At 50.8% G+C, this 13,231-nt stretch carries 13 protein-coding genes; 6 read left to right on the top strand and 7 right to left on the bottom strand.

Annotation, left to right across the window (positions count from 1 at the left end; genetic code table 11):
• Window positions 1-83: 83 nt before the first annotated feature.
• Together ACZ5N7_RS00005 and ACZ5N7_RS00010 are read left to right on the top strand one after the other, a co-directional pair.
• Window positions 84-236 (top strand): hypothetical protein, encoded by a 153-nt coding sequence (locus tag ACZ5N7_RS00005; protein ID WP_464656252.1) that lies wholly within the window; start codon window positions 84-86, stop codon window positions 234-236.
• 62 nt (window positions 237-298) lie between these two features.
• Complete coding sequence (locus tag ACZ5N7_RS00010; RefSeq protein WP_464656254.1) at window positions 299-460, top strand: type II toxin-antitoxin system PemK/MazF family toxin; 162 nt, start codon at window positions 299-301, stop codon at window positions 458-460.
• A gap of 25 nt (window positions 461-485) precedes the next feature.
• Here ACZ5N7_RS00010 and ACZ5N7_RS00015 read toward each other — a convergent pair.
• From ACZ5N7_RS00015 to asd, 6 genes are all read right to left on the bottom strand, one after another.
• A protein-coding gene (locus tag ACZ5N7_RS00015) for an IS3 family transposase (RefSeq protein WP_464654521.1) occupies window positions 486-1,834 on the bottom strand; the annotation gives its coding sequence in 2 pieces (ribosomal slippage) (window positions 486-1,390 and window positions 1,390-1,834; 1,350 coding nt in all).
• A 183-nt stretch (window positions 1,835-2,017) separates the two neighbouring features.
• The gene (locus tag ACZ5N7_RS00020) at window positions 2,018-2,641 is read right to left on the bottom strand and encodes a GNAT family N-acetyltransferase (RefSeq protein ID WP_464656256.1); all 624 of its coding nucleotides are present in this window, start codon (window positions 2,639-2,641) and stop codon (window positions 2,018-2,020) included.
• Between the two features lie 239 nt (window positions 2,642-2,880).
• Window positions 2,881-3,813: an IS3 family transposase gene (locus ACZ5N7_RS00025; RefSeq protein WP_464659363.1), complete on the bottom strand. Its 933-nt coding sequence runs from the start codon at window positions 3,811-3,813 to the stop codon at window positions 2,881-2,883.
• Window positions 3,810-4,133 carry a transposase gene (locus tag ACZ5N7_RS00030; protein WP_464656153.1) on the bottom strand — a complete coding sequence of 108 codons (324 nt, stop codon included), beginning with the start codon at window positions 4,131-4,133 and terminating at the stop codon, window positions 3,810-3,812. The genes ACZ5N7_RS00025 and ACZ5N7_RS00030 overlap by 4 nt, the downstream gene beginning before the upstream one ends.
• 517 nt (window positions 4,134-4,650) lie before the next feature.
• Complete coding sequence (locus ACZ5N7_RS00035) at window positions 4,651-5,892, bottom strand: MFS transporter (RefSeq protein WP_464656258.1); 1,242 nt, start codon at window positions 5,890-5,892, stop codon at window positions 4,651-4,653.
• A gap of 177 nt (window positions 5,893-6,069) precedes the next feature.
• Window positions 6,070-6,858 (bottom strand): archaetidylserine decarboxylase, encoded by a 789-nt coding sequence (gene asd, locus ACZ5N7_RS00040; protein WP_464656260.1) that lies wholly within the window; start codon window positions 6,856-6,858, stop codon window positions 6,070-6,072.
• A gap of 266 nt (window positions 6,859-7,124) precedes the next feature.
• Between asd and ACZ5N7_RS00045 the strand changes: the two genes are divergently transcribed.
• Window positions 7,125-7,904 (top strand): TIM barrel protein, encoded by a 780-nt coding sequence (locus ACZ5N7_RS00045; protein WP_464656262.1) that lies wholly within the window; start codon window positions 7,125-7,127, stop codon window positions 7,902-7,904.
• A gap of 65 nt (window positions 7,905-7,969) precedes the next feature.
• On the opposite strand, the gene ACZ5N7_RS00050 is transcribed toward ACZ5N7_RS00045, so the two are convergent.
• Window positions 7,970-9,061, bottom strand: coding sequence for a YheC/YheD family endospore coat-associated protein (locus ACZ5N7_RS00050; RefSeq protein WP_464656264.1), 1,092 nt, complete (start codon window positions 9,059-9,061; stop codon window positions 7,970-7,972).
• A 177-nt stretch (window positions 9,062-9,238) separates the two neighbouring features.
• Here ACZ5N7_RS00050 and ACZ5N7_RS00055 point away from each other — a divergent pair, with 177 nt between their 5' ends.
• The 3 genes from ACZ5N7_RS00055 (at window position 9,239) to ACZ5N7_RS00065 (ending at window position 13,212) form a co-directional block, all read left to right on the top strand.
• Window positions 9,239-10,450, top strand: coding sequence for a glycosyltransferase family 4 protein (locus ACZ5N7_RS00055; RefSeq protein ID WP_464656266.1), 1,212 nt, complete (start codon window positions 9,239-9,241; stop codon window positions 10,448-10,450).
• Between the two features lie 158 nt (window positions 10,451-10,608).
• Window positions 10,609-11,856 carry a M48 family metallopeptidase gene (locus tag ACZ5N7_RS00060; protein WP_464656267.1) on the top strand — a complete coding sequence of 416 codons (1,248 nt, stop codon included), beginning with the start codon at window positions 10,609-10,611 and terminating at the stop codon, window positions 11,854-11,856.
• 39 nt (window positions 11,857-11,895) lie between these two features.
• Complete coding sequence (locus ACZ5N7_RS00065; RefSeq protein WP_464656269.1) at window positions 11,896-13,212, top strand: deoxyguanosinetriphosphate triphosphohydrolase family protein; 1,317 nt, start codon at window positions 11,896-11,898, stop codon at window positions 13,210-13,212.
• The last annotated feature ends 19 nt before the right edge of the window (window positions 13,213-13,231 follow it).

Consider the following 13,231-nt stretch of genomic DNA (forward strand, 5'->3'; position numbering starts at 1 on the left):
AAATTCTCCGGCGAGGCCAGGCCTTCATTTTGATTTTTCCTTTTAATGCTATATAAAATAAGTATATGCATGGACATGAAGGGATGTATTTTTTTAAGCTGGGCGAATCGCAAATCATGCTGCATCTAACGGATCAGGAGATTAACCCCGACTGTGTCTCCCTCCATGTGAATACGGCGGATGTGAATGAGTTATTTCGTCAGGAAGCGGGAAAACAGCATGCTAAAAGAGCTTAGTCAAGCTGCTGAAAGCAGCTTGGACTTTTGGCATAACGACATTGACGATAAGGTATGGAACGATGCTTAATCAAGGTGATATCGTACTGATTCCCATCCCCTTCAGTGACCTGACTTCGCAAAAAAGAAGACCTGTGTTGATCATATCAAACAATGACTATAATCAGCGATACCAAGATATATGGAATCTAAACTGGAAAAACGAACCACTGTACGTGAAGTGACCCCAAAAAGTTAGACACTATTTAGTTATGCTGCCTTCAAGGCATGAGTTCGGTACTGCACTGGGCTCATGCCTTTTAGTTTTGTCTTAATTCGTTTGTGATTATAGTAGTTGATGTATTTTTCTAGTTCCACTTTGAACTCTTCAATACTCTCGAATTCCTGTGTATATAAGAATTCGGATTTTAAGATGCCAAAGAAATTTTCGACAACGGCATTATCGTAACAATTTCCTTTGCGTGACATACTTTGAGTAATCCCTCGTTCCTTTAACGCCTGTTGATACTTACGCATTTGGTAATGCCAGCCCTGATCGGAATGAATCAGAAGTGTATCGGCTTCATTCAAACGTTCAAACGCTTGGTCCAGCATCCTGGACACAAGAGAATAGACTGGGCGAGAATCAATGGTATACGTAATAATTTCCCCGTTGAATAAATCCAACATAGGTGAGAGATATAGCTTCTCGCCAAATAGATGGAATTCAGTAATGTCCGTTACCCATTTCCGATTTGGTTTTGTTGCATGAAAATCTCGATTTAGTATATTAGGTGCGATTTTACCGACGTTCCCTTTATATGAACGATATTTTTTCATTCGAACTGTACATTTCAACCCAAGTTCACGCATAATGCGCTGCACCTTTTTATGGTTTACTAGGTGCCCTTCATTGTGCAGTTCATCTGTAATACGACGATAACCATAACGACCCTTGTGTTCATGATAGATGGCTGTAATGCGGGCTTTTAAGTCTGCATCTTTATCTCGTCGACCAAGTGTACTTACCCAGTAATAATACGTGCTACGTGGAATCTGAGCCAGTTGAATGAGTGAAGTAATGGGGAATTCTAGCCTTAGTTCAAATATTACTTGCGCTTTGTCTTGCTTCGTGATTTTTCCTTGTTTTGAACTAAGGCATTCAACTTTTTTAGGTAGGCGTTCTCCATTCGAAGACGCTCTAATTCTGCTTGTAGTGCTTCGACCGAACCTTCAACTTGAGTCGATTTCTTTGTTTCTTTTTTCATGGATGGACGCCCCTTTTTCTTTGGTTCTAGGGCGTCTTCACCTCGTTCTTCCAGAACTCTTTTCCACTGTAGAATGGTCGCAGGCGCTGGAATGTTATAAGTCGCGGCGGTTTCTAAAAGAGACGTCCCTGATTCGTTCATAAAATTCAGTACGTCCATTTTAAACTCTTTTGAATAGGTTGTATACCTTGTGACCAAGCCTTCCATGCCATGCGCTTGATAAAGGGACACCCATTTTGCAACAGATTTGTGATCCACGCCTATACGTGCTCCAATTTCCCTATACGATTCTTTCCCTGTCAAATAAGCTTGTACTGCTTGGAGCTTCTCTTCCGCACTAAATTTACCCATAAAAAAACTGCACCTCCAACTGTTAGTGGTGTCTAACAATTGGGGTGCAGTTCACGCACAGTGGTCTGTTTTTCTCTTCAAAGAAAATTTGGGGCAGGAACTAAAGTTGGCGCAACAGAGGCCATTAGGCAGGCCTCTGCTGCGCCTGTTTTTTTGGGCGGGAGTTTAGGCAACTTATGCAGGCTACCGGGAAAGACCGGGGAGAGCACTCTGCCCTTCATTATAGTTTTTGGCCAGAAGCCGCTCTAAATGCGCTTTCGATTCGGGCCATTCCGTGTCGATGAAGCTGTAATAGACGGTATCGCGCACATAACCGTCCGTCAGAACCCGATGCCTGCGCAGCACCCCTTCGCGTACGGCGCCGATCCGTTCCATCGCGTTCAAGGAGCGGGTATTGCGGCTGTCGGCTTTTAGCTGGACACGGATCAGCCCTAACTCCTCGAAGCAGTGCCGCAGCAGCATGTATTTGCATTCGGTGTTCACCCGTGTCCTCCAGATTTCGGGGGAGAGGGCCGTCCAGCCGATCTCCAGTTGGCGATGAGCAGCGGAAATATCTGCTAAACGGGTCGTACCGACGAATTTATTTAAACGCAGGTCCCAGATACTGAAGGGCAGAGCGAGTCCTTTTGCGGACTCTTCGAGAGTTGAGGCCATGTAGCTTCTCATATCGTTTTCGCACTTTATCGGCGCAGAGTACGCCCAGACAGCCGGTTCCTGCAGTGCCTGGAATAGGGCGGGAGCATGGGACTCCTCGTAAGGGATAAGGTTAACTCTGGTGCCTGTTAACTTTATCGGTTGAATATTCATAGATGGACGCCTCCTTGTGAAATATGGATGACTCTGCAGCCATCGGCGCAGCACTGGCACAGCACCCACGTCAGTGCACAGCACCGGACAAGACGAAGAGGAAAAGGAAAAGCTCCTGCTAAACTTGCCCTGATACGCTCTTTCGGATAGTTTGCGGGAAAAGCGGCTAGGCCCCCTAAATCCGGAGTCCGCACCAATTAAAACCGTAGTTTATCAGAATAGCTCTATTTCTCGAGATTTTACAGGGCTTTGTGGAAGATCGAACGGTCTTCCAGTTGCATGACCCACTCTGAAAATTTAGCAGGCGGCATTCGTTTTAAGCTGCCGTGCATTTTTCGATTATTGTAAAAGTCCATGTAACGATCGATCTCGGCGTAAGCCTCCTCAAAGGACATGAAGTCCATCTTTGAAAAGAGGTCACGTTCCAGCAAGCTATGGAAGGATTCAATATATGCATTCATGTTTGGGGTTCGCGGCGGGATCCGCTCATGAACCATTTCGAGACTTTCACAAGTATCTCCGAAAAGTGTGCTGACGAATTGAGGCCCGTTGTCCGTGCGAATCACGGGTAGCGTTTCTCCCGCATGGATTCGCTTCTGTAGCGCTCGCCATAACGTTTGACAGGCATGTTTGGCTTCGCATACAGGACCTCTATAATAGTCGACGACGACACGGTCGAACACATCAATGATGCTGAGTACAAAAAAGAAGCGTTCACGACCAGGAACATAGCCGTATTTAATATCCATTTGCCACAGCTGGTTCGGTCCAGTCACTGTGCGGTTCTTAGGCAGTCTGCGAGGGTGCTTGGTGTGCTTCTCCCGCTGTTTCTGCAGGATACCGAGTTCCTTACAAAGTCGATAGGACTTCTTTTTATCCAGCACCAATGCGCGCTCATTTCGGAGAGATTGGGCGAGGAGCTTATACCCATACACATGTTCCTCGCCTTCTACAAGCTCCAAGAGCCATTCTTTAATCTGTTCATCGCTTATTTTCTTCCCTTCGGTTGTCAATGAATAACCGGGGCAGGGCCTACCTTTCTGGCCGTTAGACGCGTGAACTGTCTCTGTAGCCGCTCGCTTCCTCCGATCGTAGTAAGTTGACTCTGACAGACCTATGATTCGCAGAACTAGCGCTGCTTGTTCACCCCGCTTAATAAACCGGTCTGCTATTTCGTATTTTTCGGATAAGCGGGGTTCTTCTTTTTTAAGAGTTCACGCAGTATTTCAATCTCAAGCTCTTTTTCACCAAGAATTTTGACTGCTTTCTCATATTTCTCTTCGACCTCTTGAAGCCTTTTCAGCTCCTGAATTTGTTCATCAGTCGAAGGGATTTCGTCGGTACCCACTTGATCTCGGTACTCCCTAAGCCAGTTACGGATGGTCTCGGGATGAATCTCGTATTTTCTAGCTAATACCGCAATCTTGATCCCTGAGAGGGCCTCTCGAACGATCTTTAACCGAGTCTCTTCAAATACTTTTTTCGAACGCATTTTGTCCCGCCTCCCATTACCTTCAGTCTAATTTATTGGGGGCTCGGACTCCAGTTTAATTAGGGGGCCTAGGAGAAAGCTCCCGTTAATGTTGCAGAAAATGTCTCCTGCATGCTCAAAGTGCCGAATTACACGGAGAAATTGCCGTTAGATCCGATACATACATAACGGTGGGAAAAGGGGATTTTGCGCGGAAATATTGCACTATTTGCATTGAGACTCTGTAATGTAATGGCACCATATCTCTTAATCTTCTGTATAAAATACAATGGAAATAGTGAATTGTGCATCCACTTGGCGTTCTTCCACCGATAGCGCGTCCCTGCTGCTCTTGTACACGGCTGGAGCACGGCTTTTCCACCAGTCAGTGCTGGCCAGCCAGGCAGGAGTAGGCGGCTTGTCCTTCTAATGAGTGAGTGTGCGGCCTGCCTCGCCAAGGCGGAGCGGCCGGCCAGCCAGTCTCCCCCATATGAGACCGCCGGCCTGGCCGGTCTGTTCAGCACGGCGAACAATAGGCCTACCCGGCCGAAATCGCTTCCGAATTTTCCGACCACTGCCTGATCTTTTTATCCGACGGCAGGAAGACGGTCACAATGCCGAGCAAGGGCAGGAAGGACAGAAACTCCATCACCAGTTTGACATTATACGTGTCGATCAATTTACCCAGGGCAACCGAGCCCACCGCCCCCATGCCAAAAGCCAGGCCGATCGTAAGGCCGGAAACGGTGCCGATTTTGCCGGGAAACAGCTCTTGGGCATAGACGACCATCACGGAGAAGCCGGACATCAGAATGAAGCCGTTAAACAAGCACAGCACATAAGACCAGAAAGGATCTGCATAAGGAAGCAGCAGGGCAAAAGGCGCGGAGCCGAGCATCGAGAACCAGATCATGCTGCTTTTGCCGAACCGGTCAGCCAGCGGCCCGCCCAGGAAGGTGCCCGCCACGCCGGCCATCATGAACAAGAGAATGTACGATTGAGCCTTCTCCAAGGTCATTCCAAACTCGTGCACGACATGGTATTGGTAGAAATTTGTAATCCCCGCACTGTACCAGGACCGTACGAACACCAGGAACACGATGAGCAGAATAGCGATCCGCAAAGCGCCCGCGGGACGGGTCCCGACGTTGGCTGCGGACTTTTTGGCGGGACGCGGCGGTGCGGAAGCAAGCACATTGTTGTACCAGCGGGCGATTATGAACTGCATGATCAAAGCCAGGCCCGCAATGACCGTAAACCAGATCGCTCCGAACTGCCCGAAAGGGATGAAGATAATCAAAGTCAGGATGGACTGCAGCGCCTGGCCGGTGTTGCCGCCTACCTGGAAAATGCTCTGCGCCAGCCCCCTCCTCGGCCCTGCGGCCATATAAGCCACACGGGACGCTTCGGGATGGAATACGGCGGAACCGAGTCCCACGAAAATAACGGACAGGACGACGAACACATAATTCGGCGCGAACGCAAGCCCTACCATCCCGATCAGGGAGGAAGCCATGCCCAGCGGGAGCAGGTATGGGGAGGGCTTTTTATCCGTATACAGTCCGACCAAAGGCTGCATAATCGACGAGGTAAGGTTGAGCGCAAAAAGGATCCACCCGATTTGCGTATAGCTCAGGTTCATCGATTTCATGAGCAGAGGATTGAGCGCCGGGATCGCCGACTGCAAAGAATCGTTGCACAGATGTACAAAGGACACCGCAAATAGAATGGAAAAAAGCGTTGGGTTTACCGCAATGGGTCGCGTGACGGACGTCTGCATCGGGCAATCTCCTTTCCGGCTGTTTAGGTCGCAGTAATTCATGTATATGAATAGATCCATGCTGCAATAAGATGTATGGTTCCAGGCTGCTATAAGATGTACGGTGCCAGGCTCTCGGGCGAACGCGATCCATGCAGTTCATATGGGACCAAAGGGCGTGAAATAATATGTGCAGTGCTACGCTTTCGGGTGAATGAGCCCCAATCCTTCGCCCACTTTCACCTTGCTGCCCGCCTTGAGGTCCGGCCGCGGGGCGAAAATACCGCTTTCCATCAGCAGCACCACTGTGGAACCAAACTCAAAATAAGCCAGCTCCTGCCCTCTTTCGATGCGGCTGCCCAGAGGCTCCACATACGAGATGGAACTGACGTTCAGCGCCCCCACCTTGACAATCGCCAATTCGCCGAACTCCTGCTGCACATACGTGACCAATCGCACATTGCGGCTCAGCACTCTTGTCATCTGCGTCAGGCCGAATTCATTGACAGGGTACACCTTGCCTGAAATAAGCTCTTTCTCGATGATTTGCCCGGTCACCGGCGCGTGAATCCGATGATAATCTGTGGGGCTGAGGTAAAGTACGATGTAGGTGCCGTTCCTGTAGTTCACCGTCCTGGGCGATTGATTCAGCAGTTCTTGGACCGTATAATCCTGGCCCTTTATATTCATCATTTCGCCTTCCACAATGGGCCCGATTCCCGTAATAAGAGCGTCGACGGGGCTGATCACGACAGACTGGTCGGGGTCAATGGGACGAAGCCCCTTTTTCAAACGTCTCGTAAAAAAATCGTTCAATGACGCGTATTCGCTTACATGCTTCTCCGCATCCTCGATGCGGATTCCGTACGTTTTGGCAAAACGCGGGATCAATCCCCGGCTGACTGCGGATTTGGCGAACCTGCCGGTTATCCGTGAAACCCATTTGCGGGAAGAAAGCTCGGTCATAAGTCGGAACAAAGGTTTCATTGATCTGTTTCACCTGATCCTTGTCGATGGTTATTAGATGCTCTTAAACAGTAATCTTGACATAGAACCTCCCATAAATCAAGAAAAAAACCGCCCGCAAACGTCCGTTTGCGTCCGTTTGCGTCTCCTTTTCGCAGCGGATAAAATGATCTATAGGACTTCTAATTATTGCATACCATAGTCGAATATAAGGCAGTGTCCAGGAAAAGAGTAAAGGAATCAGGTGTTGAGAAAGCATACAAGGAAAGCGAATGGAAGGTGATCTTTTGAATTTCATAAGAGTCAAGACGTCGCTGGATCCGGTTTGCACCCAGGACAGGCTGCAGTACGACCCTGAAATCGTTGAATTGCATTTGGAAGAACGTTCGTTAAAAGAACCGGCTCGGCTGATCAGTACGATCAGGCTTTTAAAAGATAGAGGAATCGACGTTTACCTTCACCATCCTTCCAAAATCAACGGCAAATACCTGGACATTCTAAGCGAAGATCCGGAAGTGAAATCATATTATGTGGAATCAAGCCGTCTGCTTGCGCAAATATGCAGGGACGAGCAGGTCCGGTGCGTGATTCATGCTCACTATGCCAAGACGGAGAGCTCCAAAAATTTGGACATGGAAGCCTTGAGGAACATGCGCGAGGAAATCGAAAAAATCAATAATTTACCCGGCGGGGAACATTTTTTGTGGGAGGACACCATCGAGGGATTGTTTTCATACGGAGATGTTCATTTGATTGACGAGATCATTAAACCGCTGCAGCTGGACGTCAACGTCGATATCAGCCACGCGTTTATATCCCTCCGGGGCTCGAATGAAAGATTGAAGCAGGTTTTGGACAATACAAAGGAGTACGCCAAATATTTTCACGTTGTGGACAGCATGGGAAAGACCCACGACGGCCTTCCCCTTGGAAGGGGCCGGATTGATTGGTCTATGGTGAAACCCTATGTGTACAACAAACCGTTTATCTTTGAAATCGGCTTGAAAGAACCGCACAACGATTGTACGCCCATGATCGAAAGCGCCGAATATTTCAAACGTGTTTGAAGGGACTGTTGAAGCCCGCAAGCTTTTTATCGGACGGCCATAAGCATACTGTAAACGGTCTTCCGTCAAGAATCCGATTGCTGCAGCAAATATTTGGCATACGCCATCGGATTCCAATAAGTCCGCCGCCATTCCTCCGTCAGGCCCGCTTCCTTAAACGAGTAACGCTGATCTTTGGAGTTGCACTCGATGAACAAAGGGTAGCCTTCGGCCGTGAGGCCGATGTCCAGCCCGATGTCCGCCAAATGCGGCAGATGCGTGCCCAGGTGCTCGGCCGTTTTCAGTGAGAAATCCTTGATATCCCGTTCCACCTTATCGTAAGCCAACCCAGGATGGTGCGTCAAAATGTCCTGGAGCGGATGAACGCTTGCCCCTTGGGCTACATTGGTGAGAAATTCGTGCTTGGCGGCCACTTTGGCTGCTATCCCGGTGACCTGCCAGTCTCCGTCAAGTCCTCTCTGCACCGCTACCCGCAGGTCGAACGGCCTGCCTTCGAACGTGGCGAGCGGGAGGCTTTGCTGGATGAGATAAGGCTTCTTTTGTATGGCGTCGATCAGAAAATGGGGAATGCGCGCAGTAATATTCCGGATGCGCCATTTCCTGTTTGCGGAGGACGCGGCACGGGGGGAAACCAACCGCCAGCCGCGGTCGGTGCGGTCCATCTTCATGATGCCGGCGCCCAAACTGCCGATATCCGGCTTGATCATCAGGGAGTCGAACCTTTGCATCATTTTCTGAAGATTCGACAAAGTCGCTTTGTTCGTAGCCGGCAGATGAGGGCGAAGCTCGATTTGCCGCATCAGCAGCTCATGGATACAGTGCTTTCCGTAACGGTTCCAGCCGTTGAAAATTTGCAATCCGGATGCTGCCAGTTCCGCAAGCTCCCGTTGATACGCCAGATTGGAATAAATGGCCCGGTTGTGGATGACCCTCGGAGTCGGCACCCGTTGTTCTACGAATCCTGTGGATGTTTTAACGAGAGCCTTAACATGGGACCGGTACGGGTACAAGTCTTTGATACGAAGGAAGCAAACGGACAAATCATGCCGCTCTCCCCCTTCGATATATAAATCGACATTCTCGTAAAGCGTCATACCCGCCGGAATTTTTCGGTACAGCCAATTGTTGACCAGAATCCCCACGCAGGGACGTTCCATATCGTGTTCACTTCCTCTGGCTTAGTCGGTTAGGGGCGGTTATCGCTTTATTTATATTTTATGAATTTTAACTGAAAGGGCATGGACGAGTGCAGGAGGGTGTTGGTGGAAAAACGATAGCTTTTTCGGGCACAGGCGCATATGTTGAAGGGAAAAAAATTTTATAGGGGGACACTTATGGGCAAATTGAAGCTGGCAGTGATCACGCCCGGAACGTTTCACATTCCCTCGGCCGGCAGCTCCTCCGTCGAGACTGTAGTCGAGCAGGTGGCTCTAAGGCTCAAGGAGCGATTGGATGTCACCGTGTACGGGAGAAGGGGAGAGGCGCATCCGAGGCGCGAGATCCTCTCCGGCATCACCTACCGCAGGCCTTCGTCCCGTCCTGGAGCGGTTTACATCCGCAAAGTGGCGGAACGGCTGAGCAGGCACAAGCCGGACCTGATTCAAGTGGAGAACAGGCCCCGTTTTGTCCGGTACCTGCGCCGAAGGTTTCCAAAGCTGCCGATCTGGCTATTCCTGCATTCCACGACATTTATATCCACTAACCGCATTTCCCCCGAAGAGTTGAAAGCGTGCCTGCGCTGCGCAGATAAAATCATTGTGAACAGCCTCTTCCTTAAGGAACAGCTGCTTCAGACCATCCCGGAAAAGGAAGCGGCCATTGCTGTCAACCATTTGGGCGTCGATTCGGCGGCATTTGTATCCAGGTGGACGCCGGAGGGACTGGCAAGAAGAGAGAGCCTTATCAAGCAGATGGACTGCAGCGGCAAAAAAGTTATTTTGTATGTGGGGCGTTTAATAGAGATGAAAGGCGTCCACCATATCCTTAAGGCTATGCCCCGTATTACGGACAAGGTGCCGGATGCGCTGCTTGTGGTAGTGGGAGCGGCTTTCTATGGTTCCAACCGGACGACTCCCTATGTAAGGAAGCTGCACCGGCTGGGAAAAACGATGGGTGAGACGGTAAGGTTTGTCCCCTACGTTCCGCATGACCGGATTCAAGACTGGTTTGGCATAGCGGATGTCGTTCTGGTCCCTTCCGATAACAGGGAAGCGTTCGGGCTCGTCAATGTGGAGGCAATGTCGTGCGGGGTGCCTGTCATTGCCACCCGTGCCGGAGGGATGAGCGAGATCATCCGGCACGGACTGACCGGATTGCTCATACCCGCCAGGAAGACCGCGGACGAACTCGCCGAATCCACAATCAGGCTGCTGAACGATGCGGAGCTGCTGCAGGTTTACGGGGAACAGAGCGCCCGGCGGGTGAGAGAGCATTTTACTTGGGAAGCGGTGGCTGAGCGCTGGTTGAAGCTGGCGGAAGAGAGCCTGGGGAGAGGGGACCTCGGCAAGACAGAGCCCGGTGGTCAAGGTATGGAGGTTCCGCTCTGAGGTCTGCCCACCCGCCGTGCAACGCCGCAGCGCTCATACTGCTAGAGGAATGACATGTTCGAACGCCGTATAATAATAGTATCCGCTAATTGTCAGGGATAAGAATAATGAGGCGGGAAACGTGGAAAAAAAGAGTATGTGAGGAGAGAGGTATCCATATGAAAAGAAAGTTCACGGCCATTCTACTGTTTATCGCCGTTTATTGCGTGCTCATTACTGTGTATTTTCTGATGCAGCCTGCCTGCCATACTCCGCCCGAGCTGCAAGGTACTGCGGCGGATCCGAGGACGTTCATGAGCGATTCGGAGATTCTGAAAATCCATCAATATGCCACGATCCGTTATCTGGCCTATTTTCTCAGTTCGCCGTACCAGTGGCTGCTGCTGCTGATCCTGTTTCTCAGCGGGTTTGCCGACCGGATTAGACAGAAGGTGTCCGGTCGATTTCGCGGCTTTTTTCTGCAGACGGCCGTATTTGTCGCGATCCTGTCTCTCACCCTTACTTTGCTCAGCCTGCCGGTCGGTATCCTGCTGTTTGCCCTGAAGCATAAATATGGGCTCACCCGGCAGCCCTGGCCGTCCTGGCTTTGGGATACGGCCAAGTCTTTTCTCGTGGATACGGCCATTTACATTCCGGTCGTGCTCACTCTGCTGTATTACATACGCAAGAACGCCGGGCGCTGGTGGCTGAGCCTGTGGCTGTGGAGCATCCCGTTCACTTTCCTGTTCGTGTTTATTGCTCCGGTGGTCATCGATCCGGTGTTTAACGATTTTAAATCTTTGCAGGATGCGGCGCTTAAGCAGGATATTCTGTCGCTGGCCCAAAAAGCGGGCATTCCGGCGAACGATGTATATGAAGTCGATATGTCGAAACAGACCACCGCGCTCAACGCCTACGTGAACGGGATCGGAAAAACAGCGCGCATCGTTTTGTGGGACACGACGCTCGCGAAATTGAACCGCGACGAGATTCTCAGCATTATGGCCCATGAGATGGGACACTACGTGAAGAAGCATGTGATCTGGGGAACGGTGCTCGGTGCAGCGGGGAATCTGGTATTCTTTTATCTGCTGAACAAGCTGTACGGGCGGACGCTGCGGCGGCTTGGCGGAGCTGAAAGGAAGCCTCACGAACTCAGCTCGCTGCCGGTTCTCGCGCTGCTCGCATCCATGCTGCTGTTCTTCTCCTCTCCGGTCCAAAGCGCAGTATCCAGAGTGATGGAAAGGCAGGCGGACGAATACAGTATCGCCATGATGAAGAACCCGGACGCAGGTGTATCCTCCTTCCAGAAGCTGGCCAAATACAATTTGAGCGAGACCCGTCCGCCGGAGCTGGTCAGATTCTTCCTTGGCAGTCACCCGACTTTAGAGGAACGCATCGTCTTTGAGCAGAAATATAAGCCTTAACTGAAACGAATAAAAACAGACAACGGGGAGGACACAACAATGGATCTGCGGAAGCTTCGCTTGGTGGAACCCAGGCTGAATACTTTCAGCGAGGAGAGGGATGAATACGAACGGGATTATGCGCGGCTGATTCAATCTCCCGCCTTCCGCAGGCTGCAGGGCAAATCGCAAGTATTCGGCGCCGGCACCGGAGATTACTACAGGACGAGGCTGACCCATTCCCTCGAGGTTTCGCAAATTGCCCGCGAGATAGCCAGGAGGATAGGCAAACAATATACATTCATCATCCGCCAGGAACATCCCGGTCTGATGCTCGATCCCGACGTGGTCGAATGCGCGGCGCTGGCCCATGACTTGGGTCATCCTCCTTTCGGGCACAAGGGCGAAGCGGTGCTGAACAGCCTTTTGACGGAAGAGCACGGCCTCTCTTATGAGGGGAACGCGCAGAATTTCCGGATCCTTATGTTTCTCGAAAAACGGGCGGGCAGCGATAGCGGACTCGATCTGACAGCCGCGGTGCTGCTTGCGATCAATAAATACCCTTTTTGCCTCGATGAGCCTAACCGGATTAAAGGAGTATACAGCGATGAATGGGAAGGCATCAGCCAACTGCGCGACAAATGGAGAATGCCGGAAGGCTGCTCGACACTGGAAGCCCAGCTGATGGATTTAAGCGATGATATCGCCTATTCCACTCATGATATAGAGGACGGGATCCGAGCCGGCAAAATCCAGATGAACTCCACCTTCTTCGAGAGCGACCGTCTTGTGGAGCTTGTCGTGCAGGAAATACTGGCCGATCATGGCAATGTGGAAGTGGCCTGGGAGCAGATCGATATCAGGGCGATGGTAAAAAGCGTTCTAGCCAACTACCTCGAGCAATGGGAGTCCATTTACGCCAAATGCGACCAGGAATCCTCGCGCACGCGGAGGGAGATGAAGGCCCGTTGGGTGAGCACTTTCGCGGAAAAGGTAGGCATAATCGACGATCCCGCAAAAGGGTGGAAAAAGGTCACGTTCATGCGCGACGGCCGGCAGGACCTGGAGCTGCTGAGGACGATGGAAATTTTGAAAAAGCTGGCCTGGGTGACGTTGGTGAAGGATTTTCGCGTACAAAGACTGCAAAAGCGGAGCGAAGTCATGCTGCGCCGCTTGTGGGACAGCTTTAAGGTCCCGGAGTACGGACGGCTCATTATCCCGCCTGATTGGATGGATAATTATGAACGGCACAAGAATAAGTGGAGCTGGCCCCGTTTTGTCGCCGACTATGTTTCGGGCATGACGGACCCTTATGCGGAAAAGGTGCACGCCGAGCTGTACGCCAGCAAAAGCGGAACGATTTACGAAATGGATTGAACTGGAAGAGCCCCTTCTG

The sequence above is a fragment of the Paenibacillus sp. JCM 18996 genome (genome assembly GCF_055392555.1).